This window comes from Sporosarcina sp. E16_8 (genome assembly GCF_017347095.1).
Classification (GTDB): Bacteria; Bacillota; Bacilli; order Bacillales_A; family Planococcaceae; genus Sporosarcina.
This window is the reverse complement of sequence record NZ_JADPRZ010000016.1, coordinates 45,139-61,837: the sequence shown is the minus strand read 5'-3', so window position 1 is coordinate 61,837 and position 16,699 is coordinate 45,139. Positions and strand designations below refer to the sequence as shown.

Genomic DNA, 16,699 nt, shown 5'->3' with positions numbered 1-16,699 from the left:
GAGGAGGCTGAAGCCGTGCCCGCGGAAAGCGTCCGCTCGGAACGGAAATCAACGGGATTGAAGGAAATAGGACTTTTTCAGTGGCTTACATAATAGCCACGAGGTTTATCCGGTGTTGTTCTTCTTCGTTGATTTCCATAAAAAAGAATTATGAAAATCATGAAAACAACAACGGACAAAAGCATAGTTATTCTTCTCATACCTTCCTAAAGGTGCATGTTGAATAGTGAACGGTTCCCATTGAATTCCGAGATGTTCGAGTACCGTTCATCTATAAAAACTGCAAGTGAATAATGTTTGTAACTTCATATAATTATAGAGCAGACGGGCGTGCCTACCTTTTTTAGTACATGGATCTATTTTATGACATAGACAACGAATAAATTCACGGTCACATTCACATGGACATCCGCCCCTTCGATAACAATCGTCATGTGCTTTGCAAGCTGCATCTACATCATTAATTGGAGCGCCTGGCCCATTACAACCAGGTCCACACCAGTTGTAGCCGGGAAAAACACAAAAACGAAATCGGGCATATTCTCTCTGTGGCATAATAAAAACCTCCCTTTGGTGGCTTAACTCCTACCTAATATAGCTTATTCATTGGTGCAAAATAATGTATAAGCAGTTACCTATGAACTTCGCAATTATTTTACCAAACGGGAAGGAATGACTGGGATATAATAAGGGTATTCCCGAAATTCACCATTCAACTATTGGTCATTTGTTTCAATTCAATTAGCATTATGTCCTTTAAGCCTTTGGGGAGCATTTTCTATTTAGTGTGTGTGACAGTAACTGGTGCGATGCATTTTTTTACCATTTTATTATCTATTCAAAACTGACTATTTAGGATTAACTAGGTGCTAGACCTCGCCCAAATAACGAACAAATCTAACGACAAAGCGGCGTTGGAAGAACAATTTATTTGTTAAGTGTCGACAATAAATAAGGCTTCAGAGCATGCGTATTTAAGTTTTTGAGAGGAGATTATATTTTGATTACAGTAATACTGCTATTTTTGTTTGCGGGGCTAGCGGAAATAGGTGGGGGTTACCTCATTTGGCAGTGGCTAAGGGAAGGGAAGTCAGCTTACCTAGGGCTCATAGGAGGACTTGTCTTGGCAATGTACGGGGTGATTGCCACTTACCAACAGTTCCCGACTTTCGGTAGGGTTTATGCTGCTTATGGCGGTGTATTCATTGTACTATCTGTCCTTTGGGGATGGGGAGTCGATAAAAAGATGCCGGATACATATGATTGGATTGGCGCTTTAATATGTATAATCGGTGTGTCTGTGATATTGTGGCCACGCGGTTAGCGTAGACGGACATAACTGAATTTGAATTTAAAAAACTATGGAAGTACTGATAGTAGTGGACAAAGAAAACCCCCTCTGATTGAAAATTAGATTTATAGTAATAAGGTATCTGGATCTAAAAAACAATCGCGGCTTGTTTTAGAACCAGATACCTTATTTGGTATAATCTCAAATTATAATCTTATTAATTTCTTTCGATATATGCTTCAGAGGAAATGGCTGTTACTGTTTTTACGTATGTATCTTTAACTTTGGGGTCCTTTAATAAAAATATGCTAATAAGGTCAATCAAATAAAGAACACTCAAATCTAAACCAGTAGATATATATCCGGTACGTAAAGGATGTATCGTCCATAAAATGGCTTCGGATAATTTGGTTAGCGTAGTATCACCATAAGCTGTGAACGAGACGGTTTTTGCACCATTTATTTTAGCTTCTTTTATAGAGTGTACTAAATCTCTAGTTTGTCCAGAGCGAGAGAATGCTAGTAGTAAATCGTCATCTTGGACTAGTGTGCTCCTAATGATCATTAAGTGTGGATCGGTTACAGCCTCTGATGCAAAGCCCATTCTGCTTAAACGATAATTTAGCTCTTGCGCAGCAAGTCCTGAACTACCTAATCCATAAACGACTTGGACGCCCTTACCTTTCTTAATAACACCTTTAGCACCTGTTTCTAACAATAGTGCTTCATCAACTTTTTCTGGATCATTGACGCTAATACGCAAGCGAGTAGCACAGCAGTCAACATTTGTTAAATTATCTGCGCCACCTAATGCCGTAATAATTGTTTGTGCTCTTTCGATTGTGTTTTCCATTGTTGGCGCACTTTTTAGGTCTTCATCTTCGCGACCTGGCGTTTTGAAATTGAACTTTTTAATAAAGAATGTAAATGAGAAGTAATAAACAAAGAACCATGGAATACCTATTAGTGGAACGATTATCCAATTTATTTTCGCATCACCTTGTAAAATTCCAAATAGGACAAAGTCGATAAATCCACCCGAAAATGTTAGCCCGATTGTAATAATGAGGCAATTTATTCGAGTGTCATTGTCATTTCTGAATCGTTGTGGGCGTGCGGTACATGGATCATTTTAATGTTTCGGTTATGCTATGGGCCTGCTGTAGTTAATAAAATTTTAACTATTCATAACCAATAATTATTAGTTAGTGGTATAACAATTTTAGGTGTATAATTATATAAATTAGCACTTATTGTTGGGCGCACCGTTCAGCTTTTGAGAGGAAGATATACAATTGGGGAAGTTAATTACAAAGTCAACTGCCGCACTTTTGTTATTAGTCTTCGTTTGGGGTGGGAGTTGGCCGATCTATAAACTGGCCCTGCCATATACGCCCCCATTATTGTTTGCAGGGATGCGTGCAATGATAGGAGGTATTCTGTTAGCAGCTTTCATATATAAAATACGGAGCAAGATCAACTGGCGAGAAAATTGGTCGAAATATTGTATTTCTGCATTCTTCAATACGATTCTCTTTTTCGGGTTACAGACAGTCGGGCTTAACTATTTGCCAGGAGGACTATTTTCAGTGCTTGTTTATTTTCAGCCAGTTTTACTAGGATTTTTTGCTTGGATATGGCTTGGAGAACATATGTCACCGATTAAAATAATCGGTTTGATTGTCGGATTTATTGGAATTGTAATTGTCAGTGTGGACGGATTAACAGCTCATATATCGGTAATTGGCGTAGTTTTAGGGTTGGTTACAGCATTTAGCTGGGCACTTGGTGTGGTATATGTAAAGAAAGTAAGCAACGAAGTAAACGCTTACTGGATGGTGTCTTTGCAGTGTATTATTGGTGGGTTTATTCTAATAGGAACTGGGTCAATCTTTGAAAACTGGTCTGCTATCGAATGGAACGGAGCATATCTTTTTGGTCTCGGATACGGTTCTACTTTTGGTATACCACTCTCCTATATCATTTATTATAAACTTATTAATGCAGGAGAGGCGAGTAAAGTTGGTACCTTTACATTTCTTGTACCGATCATATCAGTCTTCATAGGCACGATTTTTTTAGATGAACCGGTAACGTACCCTTTAATCATGGGGCTGTTGTTCGTGGGGATAAGTATATACTTCGTGAACTATCGCGGGAAGAATGCGAATGCTTCATTGTTTAATAGCACACAGACGAAAGTTAATGTGGAAAAATAAAAAAGGGATTTCGAGTATAGCTCCAACTATTATAGAAATGGGCATCCCATAAGGAGAGCATATGAATAATAAAAATAAAACAGTCGTCCGTTCGATGGATATTGTCAACTTATTTATTGACCATACAGAGTTATCGTTCCAAGAAATCATTGATTTATCGGGAATACCAAAGACTTCCGTCTATCGAATGTTAATGTCCTTAGAAGAAATGGGGTTTCTCGAGAAGGGGATTGATTCGAAATATCGGTTAGGGCTCTTATTTCTCACATTCGGCCATCTTGTTTCTTCAAGACTTGATATTCGGCAAATTGCCTACCCCGTTATGGAGAACTTACATAATGATGTAAAAGAAGCAATTAATTTAATTATTAAACAGGGCGATGAAGCGATTTATATCGAAAAAATCGATAGAAACCAAAAGGTTCGCTTATATACCGCAATTGGTAGAAGAAGTCCCTTATACGCTGGGGCTTGTTCTCGAATTATTTTATCTTATTTACCGGAACCAGAAATTACTGCATATATGGAATCGATTGAACTAAAACCATTTGCGACGGGGACAATCACCGATAAGGTGCGCCTCCAAGAAACGATTCGACAAGCTAAAAAGGACGGTTATACGATTAGTAATTCTGAATTAGAGAATCATACCTCGGCCATCGCCGCACCAATTTTCGATTATAAAGGAAACATAATTGCCGGACTAAGTATTGCCGGGATTGAAGCGAATTATCAAGATGAAAACATTCCCATATATGCAGCGAGAGTAAAAGAAGCCGCTGAAGAAATATCACAACGGTTAGGCTATATGAAAAGTTAAAAACATCCTCTACTTACCTGTTAATCAGGCAAAAGTAGAGGATGTTTTTTTGAATAAATTTGCATTAAAGTGACCGATTTCTAGTCAATTATCCTTATTTTAATAAGACCATTTCCTCATATTAGTATGTTCTTTTAAAGTGAATCGCCATTTTTATTTCATCTATAATGTGTTCTTTTTTTAATAACTCCATTTCTGCTTCTTTATGTGTTACTTCTTTGAATTGAATTGTTGAAGTTGGCTGTAACTGAGCTAAACTTGATAAATCGGCGGAAATAATTTGACCGATTTTTGGATAGCCGCCAGTTGTTTGTCGGTCCGCCATTAAAATAATAGGCTGTCCATTTGGGGGTACCTGAATAGTTCCATATGTGACACTTTCAGATAGTAATTCAAATGGTTCAGCTAATGAAAGAACAGGACCTTCCAATCGATACCCCATCCGGTCAGCTTGTATTGTTATTGTATATGGTTCATTAAAAAGAGTTTGCTGACTTTTATTATCGAATCGATTGAACTCAGTACCCTTTAGAACGCGTATCGATTGAGATGTTTTTAAATTGATGAGTGCACTGTAGTTGACGGCCCATGTAAAGTGTCCATTTATCTTGTCTAATTGTTGGACGAGCGAATGATTGAGTTTATTCATTTCTCCAAACTCGAGTATATCCCCTTTTTGTAAAGCTCTACCTTGGAAGCCGCCAATTCCTGCACGAAGATATGTACTTTTACTATCCATAACCTTTGGAATAGCAATACCTCCTGCAAATGCTAAGTAGGCTCTACATCCTTTTATTGCAGATTTAAATTTTAATACGGAGCCCTTCCGCATGAGTATGGGGCGCCACATCGGTGCATTTTCACCATCTATGGTAGTAAGTAAGTCTCCACCTGTGATGGCGATTAACGAATCCTTTTCGAAATAAAGGGTTGTTCCAAATAACGTGATTTCGAGGGCTCCTTCGCCTTCATCATTACCTACTAGCAGATTAGCGACTCTCAGTGAATAGCTGTCCATCGCACCGCTAACGATTACACCATATTTTTGAGAACCATATCTTCCTAAGTCCTGTATCGTAGTCAAAAGACCCGGATTAAGTACTTTGACGGTCATAGTTCCATCTCCTTATAGTGGTCATATTCTTTAGGGGAAATTGGTGCAAAACGAATTTTATCTCCAGCTTGTAATAATGTTGGTGGAGAGATAGCGGGAAGAAATAAATCGAGTGGGGTACGGCCAATAATTTGCCATCCTCCGGGTGTTTCCAATGGGTAAACACCCGTCTGCTTTCCAGCAATCCCAACGGATCCAGAGGGAATGACTAAACGTGGCGTTTCTTTTCGTGGCGTTGCGATTTGTTCACTTAGTCCTCCCATAAATGGAAAACCAGGAGCAAATCCAATCATATAAACTAAATAATCACCTTCGGAATGTATTTGAATAACTTCATCTACGGATAGGGAATGGCACTGCGCTACATATTCTAAGTCGGGACCATACTCCCCCCCATATAAGACTGGAATTGTAACAACCCTTTTATCGTGAAATTTATTACTTCTAATTTGTTGAACCAATTGTTCCATGAAAGCGCTAACTTTTTGGAAAGGAGTTAATCGTGCATGGTGTACTTCCTTATTTATTTGCGAATGGTGTACGACGACGGGGTTGTAATAGATAGTTAGATTATTGTAGGCAGGTACCGACTCAATAAATCCTTCAAAAGGATGATTATTTAATAACACTGACAGATTGTTTACCAATTCATGAATAGATGGACTAATACCTTCCCCAAGTTGGACAATTAGTGCTGAATCACCTAAAGGCTTCATGCTGGCTCCTAAGTTACGATTGCTCATTCCAACAGCTCCTATTGTTTCGATTTACGGTACTCCAGTTCTTTAAAATGGATTATAGAACAATTATAGTTGTCAAAATACAAAAAACAAGCCCAGAAAACTAAAAAAACATATTATTTTTTATTATTGCAACATTTGAAGATAACGTCTATTCAGTTAAATTAATTTGTGATAGAATTAATTTAGTTTCAAAACTCGAGTTCCTAAATTCGGAACTCAATTAGTTTGAAAGCGCTTACGTATACTAATATTTACCACTTGGAGGGAAATAAAATGTTTCGAGTCGATTTAAATTGTGATTTAGGTGAAAGTTTTGGCAGATATAAACTTGGTGAACAGCAAGAAATATTGAAGTATGTAACATCCGCTAACATCGCGTGTGGTTTTCATGCGGGCGATCCAAGTGTAATGAGAGAAACGGTGAAACTTGCAATTGAAAATGGTGTGAAAATTGGTGCACACCCTGGTTTACCTGACTTAAATGGATTTGGACGTCGAGAGATGAAGATTACCCCACAAGAAGGGTACGATATGGTAGTTTATCAAATCGGTGCTTTACAAGGATTTTTAGCGACTTTCAACGAGACAATGCAGCATGTAAAGCCGCACGGAGCATTATATAATATGTCAGCTACAGACACGAAGCTGGCGGAGGCGATTGCTCAAGCGGTATATGATATTTCACCTTCGCTAGTGTTGTTTGGACTTGCTGGTAGTGAATTGACGAAAGCAGGAGAGAAGATTGGCTTGCGTACAGCACATGAAGTGTTTGCTGACCGAACCTATCAATCGGATGGTACGTTAACTTCGCGTTCACAATCTGACGCTTTACTAACAAATCAAGAACAGGCAGTTGCCCAAATAGTTAAAATGGTGACGGAAGGAAAAGTCATTTCTCAGCAAAATACGGAAGTTTCTTTAAAGGCAGATACGATTTGCATCCATGGAGATGGAGAACACGCCCTTGATTTTGCAAAATACAGTAAAGAAACGTTAGAAAAAAACAACATCATAGTTTCAGCAGTTTGTAAGTAGGGGGCAATTTAAATGAGCGAGAAAAAAATAGAGAACTTAGAAATAGCGGGAACAGCAAAGACTAAAAAGAAAGTTAGTATGAGTATTTTATTAGGTGCAGCATTCCTAATGGCTACATCATCGATTGGTCCTGGATTTTTAACGCAAACAACGGTGTTTACGCAGCAATTGGCGGCAAGCTTTGGATTTGTAATATTAATTTCGTTAATTTTAGATGTATTTACTCAAATGAATGTTTGGAGGATTATTGCTGTATCGGGGTTACGTGGTCAAGAAATAGCAAATAAGGTATTACCGGGACTCGGCGTGTTTTTAGCTATTCTTATTGTAATAGGTGGCCTTGCATTTAATATTGGTAACGTTGCCGGAGCAGGTCTTGGATTAAATGCGATGCTTGGACTTGATCCGATAATGGGCGCTATTATAAGTGCTACATTCGCGATCTTTATCTTCCTTGTAAAAGAAGCAGGAAAAGCAATGGATAAAGTTGCTCAAGTAGCCGGTGTTGTAATGATGCTTCTAATGTTGTATGTAGCATTCACAACATCACCACCTGTTGGAGAAGCAATTGTGAATACATTTAAACCAGAACAAATCAGTATATTTGCCATCGTGACACTGGTTGGTGGTACGGTTGGAGGATACATAACTTTTGCTGGTGGGCATCGATTATTAGATGCAGGGGTAAAAGGTATAGAATCATTACCTGAAGTTACGAAGAGCTCTGTAATAGGTATCTTAGTGACAGGAATCATGCGAGTGGCATTATTCTTAGCGGTACTTGGGGTAGTTTCCAAAGGACTTGCAATTGACCCATCAAATCCTCCTGCATCTGTATTCCAACTCGCTGCAGGGAATATAGGGTATAGAATGTTTGGTGTTATTATGTGGGCAGCGGCCATTACCTCTGTAGTCGGTGCAGCTTATACTTCAGTTTCTTTCATTCGATCATTCCACCCGGCAATAGAAAAATATCATAACTGGGTTATTATTCTATTCATTTTAATCTCAACAATTACATTTACATTGATCGGACGTCCTGTTAACGTGCTCTTACTTGTTGGCGCTCTAAATGCACTTATTTTACCACTGGCTTTAGGAACGCTATTAGTAGCTGCTTACAAGAAAGATATAGTCGGAAATTATAAACATCCACTGTGGTTAACAATTGGAGGCGGATTAGTCGTAATCAGCATGGGTGTTTTAGGGATTATGACACTTATTGAACAAATTCCGTTGCTTTTTAAGTAAGTAGAGTATATATGTGAAGGAGTGATATGGGTTGAGGAATTATGAAACAATGGCATCAAATGAAATAAGGGAACTCATCCGTAAACAAGAAATAACAGGTCCTACAGCCGGTATGTCTAAAGGTTTCACACAAGCAAATTTAGTTATTTTAAAGAAAGAACATGCCTTTGATTTTTTGCTATTTTGCCAACGAAATCCGAAGTCATGTCCTTTATTAGATGTGACTGAACCTGGCTCTTTCATTCCAAGCAAACTTGCAAAAGAAGCCGATATTCGTAAGGATGTCCCAAGCTATCGTATATACAGAGATGGTGTGAATACGGAAGAAGTTCTGGATATAACAGAGTATTGGGAAGATGATATGGTTGGCTTTCTTTTAGGTTGCAGCTTTACATTTGAAACGCCGCTACTCGAAAGTGGAATTCCGATTCGTCATATCGAAGAAAAATGTAATGTTCCTATGTACAAAACGAATATTCAATGTGAAAAAGCAGGTGTATTTGAAGGGCCAACCGTTGTCAGTATGCGTCCGATGTCGCATGAAGATGCCATTCGCGCGATTCAAATAACAACTCGCTTTCCCGCTGTACATGGGTCACCCATCCATATCGGGGACCCAAGCCAAATTGGTATTGCTGATATTTCAAAGCCGGATTTCGGCGAATCGGTAACAATCAAAGAAGGTGAAATTCCGGTTTTTTGGGCTTGTGGTGTGACACCTCAAGCGGTAGCTATGCAAAGTAAACCTTCGATAATGATTACGCACGCTCCTGGATGTATGTTCATTAGTGATATAAAGGACGAAAAGTATAGTATTTTATAACAAAAAAACTCCAAACGAAGAACCTTGGAGCCTTTAGGAGAATGGATAACTATCAACAAAATGATAACGCCCCCCTCCTATACAGCGATTACAGGAGGGGGGGCGTTGAATTCTAATCAAATTTCAGATGGAATGGCAGGCATCTTTAACCCGCGGTAAAGGTGTTGTGATCATTTCGTCTAAAGCGAGCAGGAAATATAAAAGTGCAAATAGTTATTCTCCCGCTATTATTATAAGTTTCCCATGTGATAAAATGGTTAATCAACAAACATATTATGTTCAATAATTAAGACATATGTTACTGCGGGCTTACAGCCGGCTCCATCACAGTCAATGTACGGTTAAAAGTGTTCATATTCAAGATTGCACCGATAGGTATCGCTGCTTTATATACACCATGTCCAGTTGCCAGATTGGACATAAGTGGTTTACCTAAAGGAACTAGAAATTCGTTGATAAGATCTTTATAGGATTTTCCGTATGCATTCACACAATTCGTACATTCCCCCATTATTATCCCTATACAATCATCAAATTTTTTGGCTAATAAAAGATGATTCAAATACCGATAGACTTTATTAATCGGTTCATGCGTTTCTTCAAGTACGATAATTTTACCTTCCGTATTGATTTCATAAGAAGTTCCTAATGTACCTATGAAAGATGTGAGATTGCCTCCGATAACGGGACCGGTTACGTTTCCGGGAACTAAGCTTTCGAGGAGCATACCGGGGGGGTTATTTATTCCCCAGGGCGCGGTTAATGTTGTGGTTGCTGAGAAGAATTGATCGAAATTATATGCGGGAGTATTTGGATTGAAATCTAATAGGAGAAGGCTTTGAAAAGTAATTAAGTTTGCATATTCGTACAGGACATTCAGGAGTACTGTAATGTCACTATAGCCTGAGACGATTTTTGGATTTTGAGAAATGATAGAAAAGTCGAGGAAGGGGAGAATACTTGCTACACCAACGCCGCCCCTCGAAGGCAAAATCCACTTCACTTCTTTATTCTGAAACATCTTCATCAAATCTGATGCCATTTGTTGGGGTGTCGCAGCAATGAATCCATTCGATGAATAGACATGCTCCCCTACAAGTACTTTAAACCCCATATTTCGTAAAGTCGTTATTCCTTCATCTATTCTACTTGCAGCCAGTGGACTACCTAACGTAACAATCCCAACAGTATCTCCTGGCTGCAAGTAAGGTGGTTTTGTAGCCATATTTTACAGCTCCTCTTCCTTTTTAAATAAAATAGGATCATACGAATCGGTGTATTTTTATAAAAAGTCGTCTATTTCTATTGGGACTTTTTGTATCTTTAAGCCTAGTGGAAATTAACAGTTACAGGACCTTACACATATGCTATAATAAATAAAAAGAATGATTAGAATAGTCAGTATTCATCATTTGGTGTGAGGTTATAATTATGGGGGAGTTAGGGAAAAAGAAGCTACTATTCGTCTTTGTAAGTATATGTATGCTACTTCTAGTTGGTTACGAGGCGCGACCTTTTAATCATGTAGAAATGAATGGAATGATTAGTGTTGCGCACCGTGGGGCTTCTAATTTCGCTCCGGAAAATACGCAGTCCGCTTTTCGAAAAGCGCTAGAGCTTGGGGCAGACTTTTTAGAATGTGATGTGCACCTGTCCAAAGATGGAGAGTTAATCATTATGCATGATGACAAAGTGGACAGAACAACAAACGGTTCTGGCTATGTGAAAAATTTCACGCTTGCCGAATTAAAAGAGTTAGATGCAGGAGTGAAATTCCATTCTTCATTTACCGGCGAAAAAATCATTACTCTAAAGGAATTACTCGATGAATTTTACGGTAAAGCTGGTTTATTAATAGAGATTAAGAAACCATCCATGTACCCGGGCATTGAAGAGCAAGTAGTGGCTTTGTTAAGCGAATATAAGGATTTGAACAGCATTATTGTTCAATCTTTCGATATCGAATCAATGAGGAAAATGAACACGTTGCTTCCAGAATTAGAAGTTGCACTACTCATGAAACCATCCATTCAATCGCTGTCCACTCAAAAAATAATGGACCTAACATCTTTTGCGACATACATTAACTTTAACGTCTCATATGTCAACAAACGTGTGATCGATCAAATACATAATCAAGGTGGAAAAGTATTGGTTTGGTCTACGAAAAACCCGGGATGGGTGGACAGAGCTTATCAATACGGGGTTGACGGCATCATTACTGATTTTTCAATCTGGCCGGTCGAGGGTCCCGTTCAGCTAGTGCAAGAGTAATCCATAGTACAAAAGGGAATCCAGTATCAGCCTATAGGGGCGGTACTGGATTTCTTAATGTACACTCTTATAATTGGCTTTCTTGACAATGAAAAACAGGAGCCATACACTTATGAGTAGAAAAGATAGTTGGAGGATAAAATGACAAATAATAATTTCATACCAATCATTATCGGAACAGACATGAATGCTTACAACATGGCGATTTCATTCCATGAAGAGTATGGTATCAACCCAATTCTAGTAGGAAAAGAACCTTTATCATTTACCAGTCTAAGCTCAATAATAAAGACCATAGAACTCAATCCAAAACTGCCTGAAAAAAAAGTATTCGTGAGCTTCTTGAAAGAGATTGCAAAGAAGTATGCGGAACCAGGGAAAAAAATGTTACTCATTGGAACGAATGATCTTTACGTTCGGATGATTATTGAAAATGCGGACGAGCTGAAAAGCCATTATGTGTTTAATTATATTTCGGAACCACTTATGAACGATGTGCTTGTTAAATCGAATTTCTATAAGTTATGCGCTGAACATGGTATAGAAGCTCCGGCAACCTATTACTATTCTTGCCAGGATGAAAAGCCATTCGCAGAAAAGGTCATGTTCCCAATCATTATCAAACCAAGCAATGGTGTCGAGTACTATAAGAATCCGTTTGCGGGCATGGAAAAAGTGTATAAGGTCGATTCCTACGATGAAATCCATAACGTTATTAAAACGATTAAAGCGAGCGGCTATGGAGAGGATCTCATTATCCAGGATTATATCCCGGGGGACGATACATATATGTGGGATTCCGTATTCTACATGAACAGTCATGGAAAGGCTGAGCTGATCACTTTCGCACAGGTCGTGTTGCAAGAGCATACCGTTACTGCAATAGGGAATTATACAGCGCTTATCACTCGATATAATGAAGAGATGATGTTGAAACTAAAAGGCTTCCTTGAAGCACTGAACTACGTCGGTTACGCGAATTTTGATTTGAAGTATGATGAGCGGGACGGTAAGTTCAAAGTGTTTGAGGTGAATATACGCCAAGGACGATCAAGCTACTATATTACGGCTTGCGGACATAATATGGCAAAGTATCTAGTCGATGACGTTATTCATGGTCAACAGAAAGAACTGACGCTACTGAATGAGAATTTCCTATTCACTGTCGTGCCTAAAATCGTACTTAAGAAATTTGTGTCAAACCAAGAAGTGCTCAAAGACGTGAAAGCATTGCTTAGAGCAGGGAAATACGGCAATCCTTTGTTTTATAAAAAAGACCGTCATTTCAAGCGTAAGCTGTATTTATTCGCCAGACAGGTTAATTACTATCGTAAATATAAAAATAGTACATGGTAAAACAATCCCCTATGCGTTATGTATAGGGGATTGTTTTCTGGTGTTGAATTGTCTGAATTATTTATATATAATTATAAGAAAAGGGGGATGATTGTAAATGAGGAAATACTTAAAGGAATTTGGAACTTTCCCTGATGTCACTGTTATGCTGCTTATTTTGTTGAGTTGTGCTACTTTAACCGTGCCACATGTACTTCATATTTGGACGTGGGTGGCTTTAGGCGTGGGGATGCTGACGTATGCAACAAGTGAATATATTGTTCACCGTTTTTTATTTCACATTAAAACCCCGGAAAATGCGTTTATGCTTAAGATGATCAAACGGTTACACTATGATCATCATGTCGATCCGGATGATTTAAAATTATTGTTTCTACCATTATGGTTTAGCATTCCAGGATTTATCGTTTATGGGCTTATTGTTTACCTAATAACGGGGAGCATGGGCCTGACGGCTTCATTCACGACAGGCTTGGTGGCTTACTTTCTCTTTTATGAATGGAAACATTATATCGCCCATAAGCCAATACAACCGCGTACGAAAATGGGGAAAAACATTAAGAAGCATCATCTTCTGCATCACTTTAAAAATGAAAATTATTGGTTTGGCGTCACCCATACTTCATTCGATAAAACGCTTGGAACGTTTAAGGAGAACAAGGAGGTTGAAAAAAGTTTGACCGCTCGTAATTTGGAAAATAGAATGTGAGTAGCATAGTGTATAGGTTGAAGTTTTAAATTTAAAAAACTTGTTGAGTAATAAAAAAACGGACTAAACCTGTTACGGTTTTAGTCCATTTTTGTTTTCACGATACATCACTCTGAAACGGCGAAATAAGCATCGATGATTAACTTTGTCGTTTGTTCATCCATATCCAAATGCCTAATATCAGTTCCTTTGATAAGCTGCTGTGTGTTGCTGTCATCGAAATCGAATGAACGGGATAAGTAGGCATTGAATACGGTAATCATGCCGTTCAGCCTCTCTTCGTCAGCTGTCAGCATTCCCGGTTCTGCGTTCTCGATTATTTCTAACTGCTGAAAATCGAGTGCGTTTTTGATGAGCGATAGGAGATCGTAATTCGTCGCAGGCGCAGGGTTCGTGATGTTGTAAATCTTGCCAGCTTCTGCTTTACTTGCAGCCAATGCTAAAATATCAGCGACGTAATTGACGGGAACAAAGTTCGATGTTGCGTATTTGCTACCGACGACACGATAAAAAACATCAGCTTTGTCAACAGACCTAGCGATACGACGCTTGAACACATCAAGTGCCCGCATAAAACCGTAAAGCGTGAATTCGGAATCGGCTTCGCCTGTTTCTGAATCACCAACAATAATTGATGGGCGGAATATAGATACATCCATACAGTCGGAATAGGAAAGGGCAAGGTGTTCCGATTTCACTTTGCTCTCCTCATAAGGATTATGAATGTTTGCGTCGATTGGGTAAAGTGATTCTACACCAAACGCACGTTTCCCGACGGTGTAAGCAGTGCTGATATAAATGAATTGTTTTACATTGAATAGCTTGGCTAGTTCCAACGCGTTTTTTGTACCACCGTAATTGACTGCAAAAAGTTCTTCACGTAATTCTTCATCGAATTTCACAAGAGCTGCGATGTGATAAAAAAGGTCGACTTTGCCTTTCAATTCTTGAATGACATCATCAGAAAGTCCGAATAGCGGTTGTGTAATATCGCCATTTAAAAGCTTGATTCTGTTAGCGGCATTCCCAGAAAGGCCCGCCACAAGTCGTTCAGCCTTTTCCGTATCCCGTACAAGTACGAATAATGTATGATCAGTTGTTTCGAGTAAGTTATTTAGTAATTTACCACCAAGAAAACCAGTAGAACCCGTTAAGAAAATCGTCAACCTAAATCCCTCCATGAATAGGACAGAAATTATCTCCATCCAATTGCTATTCTAATTATCGCATATATGGTTGCTGATGTGAAAAATTAACGGTTTTCATGTTTGAAATAAGGTCATTAGAGGAATATATGTTGTGGATTAAACATCAAGGAGGAACCTACAGCATGAGAAAGATGGAAAACACACAGATGGATTTGAAGAAAGAGAAAATCATCCAGAGACTTATGAAAAATGGAGTTTTCAAACTACATGGGAAACATCTATATGAACTCTCACTCTATGCACTCATGAAAGCTTACATAATACGTACTGAATAATATAGTGCCAGCTCGAACGGCTCCAAAAAACAACCTTATTATAAGACACTGTCTTATGCTTATCTAATTGAGGTAAACTAGTACCACAAGATTCAGATTGGTGGGGGAATCCGATGTTAGATGACAAATTGAAAAAACTTCAAAGCGAGTGGCTAGATGAAGCAACAATTTCTACAATGCAAGAGAAAATGAGTAGCGGAGAATTATCGGCTGAAGAGCTTACGTTTATGTATATTGATATAATCTCACATAGGAATAGAAATATAAATGCAGTTCTTGAGTTGAACCCGCAAGCTGTGCAGATTGCCAGAGCTCTTGATGTAGAACGAAGGGAGAAAGGGATACGTTCACTTCTTCATGGCATACCAATTTTATTGAAAGATAATATGGGGACCCGTGACATGATGCATACGAGCTGTGGATCACTTGCGCTTAAGGATTTCTATGCTGCAGAAGATTCTTTTCTCGTTAAGAAATTACGGGATGCAGGAGCCATTATTCTCGGAAAGACAAATATGACAGAGTGGGCGAATTTCATGTCCGATCGGATGACCAACGGCTGGAGTTCGCGTGGAGGCCAGGTGAATAATCCATATGGTCTATTTGAAGTTGGAGGATCGAGTTCGGGAGCTGGTGCAGGTATTGCCGCGAATATGGCAGCTGTGGCAATCGGTACGGAGACGACGGGGTCTATCCTTAATCCGTCAGCGCAGAATTCGCTTGTCGGTATTAAGCCGACTGTAGGAACAATCAGCCGTACAGGAGTGATTCCTCTTTCGAGCACACAGGACACTCCGGGACCTATGGCAAGGACTGTACACGATGCAGCAATTACATTCAGTCTACTGATTGGCACGGATCCAGAAGATCCTGTAACAGCAGGGGCATCCTGTTTAGAAGGAATTGACTGGATGTCTGTTCTTGATACAAGAGCGCTCGAAGGTGTCCGTCTCGGCGTTGCACGAACTATTTTTGGACAAGAAGCATCTACGGAACGTTTGAATCTTTTTGATGCCGCGCTGAAAGAACTTGAAGCGGCGGGGGCCGTAATTATAGATGATATAGACTTAGGAACAATGGAAAATGACCTTGGCTATAACGTGCTTCTCTACGAATTTAAAGCGTCCTTGAATGCGTATTTGGGGAAGACGCCGGTTACAAATCCGATTCGAACATTATCCGATATTATCGATTTCAACAATGAACATGCAGAAGAAACATTGAAATTCGGTCAAGTTATGCTGGAAAAAGTGGAGCGAACAAGCGGGAAATTGACGGAACGTGCTTATATTGAGGCGCTTCTTCGCAATCGTCATCTAGCTGGAGATATTGCACTTGGCAAAGCACTTGATGAGCATACTATTCAAGCACTAGTATTTCCACAAGATCATGGATGCAGTTTTGGAGCGGCAGCCGGTTATCCATCTGTTACCGTTCCAGCAGCCTATTCCGAGGCTGGTGAACCGTTCGGCATTACATTTTCAGGGAAAGCATTTACTGAACCTGAATTAATTGGGTATGCATACGCGTTCGAGCAGCGTGTCAACGCTAGGAGAAAACCTTAATCAGTTTTGTCAGAAA

The 16,699-nt window shown here is 39.2% G+C and carries 16 protein-coding genes and 2 pseudogenes; 11 read left to right on the top strand and 7 right to left on the bottom strand.

Features of this window, described 5'->3' with window-relative positions; translation table 11 throughout:
- Window positions 1-267: 267 nt before the first annotated feature.
- Window positions 268-555: a phospholipase gene (locus tag I2484_RS21510; RefSeq protein ID WP_255551347.1), complete on the bottom strand. Its 288-nt coding sequence runs from the start codon at window positions 553-555 to the stop codon at window positions 268-270.
- Between the two features lie 445 nt (window positions 556-1,000).
- Here I2484_RS21510 and I2484_RS11715 point away from each other — a divergent pair, with 445 nt between their 5' ends.
- Window positions 1,001-1,324, top strand: coding sequence for a YnfA family protein (locus tag I2484_RS11715; RefSeq protein ID WP_207151202.1), 324 nt, complete (start codon window positions 1,001-1,003; stop codon window positions 1,322-1,324).
- Between the two features lie 184 nt (window positions 1,325-1,508).
- Here the strand turns inward: I2484_RS11715 and I2484_RS21505 are convergent.
- Window positions 1,509-1,946: pseudogene (locus I2484_RS21505) on the bottom strand (SIS domain-containing protein); the annotation flags it as partial.
- Window positions 1,947-2,354: pseudogene (locus I2484_RS21500) on the bottom strand (glucose PTS transporter subunit EIIB); the annotation flags it as partial.
- 232 nt (window positions 2,355-2,586) lie between these two features.
- Here I2484_RS21500 and I2484_RS11705 point away from each other — a divergent pair.
- Complete coding sequence (locus I2484_RS11705; protein WP_207151201.1) at window positions 2,587-3,510, top strand: DMT family transporter; 924 nt, start codon at window positions 2,587-2,589, stop codon at window positions 3,508-3,510.
- A 61-nt stretch (window positions 3,511-3,571) separates the two neighbouring features.
- A complete protein-coding gene (locus I2484_RS11700) occupies window positions 3,572-4,330 on the top strand; it encodes an IclR family transcriptional regulator (protein WP_207151200.1) in 759 nt (252 codons plus the stop codon).
- 121 nt (window positions 4,331-4,451) lie between these two features.
- On the opposite strand, the gene I2484_RS11695 is transcribed toward I2484_RS11700, so the two are convergent.
- Together I2484_RS11695 and pxpB are read right to left on the bottom strand one after the other, a co-directional pair.
- Window positions 4,452-5,444, bottom strand: coding sequence for a 5-oxoprolinase subunit C family protein (locus I2484_RS11695; protein WP_207151199.1), 993 nt, complete (start codon window positions 5,442-5,444; stop codon window positions 4,452-4,454).
- Entirely contained in the window at window positions 5,441-6,187 is a 747-nt protein-coding gene (gene pxpB, locus I2484_RS11690; protein WP_207151198.1) for a 5-oxoprolinase subunit PxpB, read from the bottom strand. The genes I2484_RS11695 and pxpB overlap by 4 nt, the downstream gene beginning before the upstream one ends.
- Before the next feature lie 273 nt (window positions 6,188-6,460).
- Here pxpB and I2484_RS11685 point away from each other — a divergent pair, with 273 nt between their 5' ends.
- The 3 genes from I2484_RS11685 to I2484_RS11675 are packed head-to-tail and all read left to right on the top strand — an operon-like array spanning window position 6,461 to window position 9,296.
- The gene (locus I2484_RS11685; protein WP_207151197.1) at window positions 6,461-7,222 is read left to right on the top strand and encodes a LamB/YcsF family protein; all 762 of its coding nucleotides are present in this window, start codon (window positions 6,461-6,463) and stop codon (window positions 7,220-7,222) included.
- Between the two features lie 12 nt (window positions 7,223-7,234).
- Window positions 7,235-8,473 (top strand): NRAMP family divalent metal transporter, encoded by a 1,239-nt coding sequence (locus I2484_RS11680; protein WP_207151196.1) that lies wholly within the window; start codon window positions 7,235-7,237, stop codon window positions 8,471-8,473.
- Between the two features lie 49 nt (window positions 8,474-8,522).
- On the top strand, window positions 8,523-9,296 hold the full coding sequence (locus I2484_RS11675; protein ID WP_207151210.1) for a putative hydro-lyase: 774 nt from the start codon (window positions 8,523-8,525) through the stop codon (window positions 9,294-9,296).
- 298 nt (window positions 9,297-9,594) lie between these two features.
- Here I2484_RS11675 and I2484_RS11670 read toward each other — a convergent pair whose 3' ends face one another.
- On the bottom strand, window positions 9,595-10,521 hold the full coding sequence (locus I2484_RS11670; RefSeq protein ID WP_207151195.1) for a S66 peptidase family protein: 927 nt from the start codon (window positions 10,519-10,521) through the stop codon (window positions 9,595-9,597).
- A gap of 206 nt (window positions 10,522-10,727) precedes the next feature.
- Here I2484_RS11670 and I2484_RS11665 point away from each other — a divergent pair, with 206 nt between their 5' ends.
- The 3 genes from I2484_RS11665 (at window position 10,728) to I2484_RS11655 (ending at window position 13,635) form a co-directional block, all read left to right on the top strand.
- Window positions 10,728-11,570 carry a glycerophosphodiester phosphodiesterase gene (locus I2484_RS11665; RefSeq protein WP_207151194.1) on the top strand — a complete coding sequence of 281 codons (843 nt, stop codon included), beginning with the start codon at window positions 10,728-10,730 and terminating at the stop codon, window positions 11,568-11,570.
- A gap of 141 nt (window positions 11,571-11,711) precedes the next feature.
- Entirely contained in the window at window positions 11,712-12,926 is a 1,215-nt protein-coding gene (locus tag I2484_RS11660; protein ID WP_207151193.1) for a carboxylate--amine ligase, read from the top strand.
- Between the two features lie 97 nt (window positions 12,927-13,023).
- Window positions 13,024-13,635, top strand: coding sequence for a sterol desaturase family protein (locus I2484_RS11655; RefSeq protein WP_207151192.1), 612 nt, complete (start codon window positions 13,024-13,026; stop codon window positions 13,633-13,635).
- Window positions 13,636-13,742: 107 nt separating this feature from the next.
- Here the strand turns inward: I2484_RS11655 and I2484_RS11650 are convergent, their stop codons facing one another.
- Window positions 13,743-14,801: an SDR family oxidoreductase gene (locus I2484_RS11650; protein ID WP_207151191.1), complete on the bottom strand. Its 1,059-nt coding sequence runs from the start codon at window positions 14,799-14,801 to the stop codon at window positions 13,743-13,745.
- Window positions 14,802-14,965: 164 nt separating this feature from the next.
- On the opposite strand from I2484_RS11650, the gene I2484_RS11645 reads away from it, so the two are divergent.
- Window positions 14,966-15,118 (top strand): Fur-regulated basic protein FbpA, encoded by a 153-nt coding sequence (locus tag I2484_RS11645; RefSeq protein WP_207151190.1) that lies wholly within the window; start codon window positions 14,966-14,968, stop codon window positions 15,116-15,118.
- Window positions 15,119-15,231: 113 nt separating this feature from the next.
- Window positions 15,232-16,683 (top strand): amidase family protein, encoded by a 1,452-nt coding sequence (locus tag I2484_RS11640; protein WP_207151189.1) that lies wholly within the window; start codon window positions 15,232-15,234, stop codon window positions 16,681-16,683.
- Window positions 16,684-16,699 lie beyond the last annotated feature (16 nt).

What these genes read in the sequence shown, in the direction of transcription:
- I2484_RS21510 (WP_255551347.1), bottom strand. Translation starts at nt 555, where the DNA reads ATGCCACAGAGAGAATATGCCCGATTTCGTTTTTGTGTTTTTCCCGGC.
- I2484_RS11700 (WP_207151200.1), top strand. Translation starts at nt 3,572, where the DNA reads ATGAATAATAAAAATAAAACAGTCGTCCGTTCGATGGATATTGTCAAC.
- I2484_RS11695 (WP_207151199.1), bottom strand. Translation starts at nt 5,444, where the DNA reads ATGACCGTCAAAGTACTTAATCCGGGTCTTTTGACTACGATACAGGAC.
- pxpB (WP_207151198.1), bottom strand. Translation starts at nt 6,187, where the DNA reads ATGAGCAATCGTAACTTAGGAGCCAGCATGAAGCCTTTAGGTGATTCA.
- I2484_RS11685 (WP_207151197.1), top strand. Translation starts at nt 6,461, where the DNA reads ATGTTTCGAGTCGATTTAAATTGTGATTTAGGTGAAAGTTTTGGCAGA.
- I2484_RS11680 (WP_207151196.1), top strand. Translation starts at nt 7,235, where the DNA reads ATGAGCGAGAAAAAAATAGAGAACTTAGAAATAGCGGGAACAGCAAAG.
- I2484_RS11675 (WP_207151210.1), top strand. Translation starts at nt 8,523, where the DNA reads ATGGCATCAAATGAAATAAGGGAACTCATCCGTAAACAAGAAATAACA.
- I2484_RS11670 (WP_207151195.1), bottom strand. Translation starts at nt 10,521, where the DNA reads ATGGCTACAAAACCACCTTACTTGCAGCCAGGAGATACTGTTGGGATT.
- I2484_RS11665 (WP_207151194.1), top strand. Translation starts at nt 10,728, where the DNA reads ATGGGGGAGTTAGGGAAAAAGAAGCTACTATTCGTCTTTGTAAGTATA.
- I2484_RS11660 (WP_207151193.1), top strand. Translation starts at nt 11,712, where the DNA reads ATGACAAATAATAATTTCATACCAATCATTATCGGAACAGACATGAAT.
- I2484_RS11655 (WP_207151192.1), top strand. Translation starts at nt 13,024, where the DNA reads ATGAGGAAATACTTAAAGGAATTTGGAACTTTCCCTGATGTCACTGTT.
- I2484_RS11645 (WP_207151190.1), top strand. Translation starts at nt 14,966, where the DNA reads ATGAGAAAGATGGAAAACACACAGATGGATTTGAAGAAAGAGAAAATC.
- I2484_RS11640 (WP_207151189.1), top strand. Translation starts at nt 15,232, where the DNA reads ATGTTAGATGACAAATTGAAAAAACTTCAAAGCGAGTGGCTAGATGAA.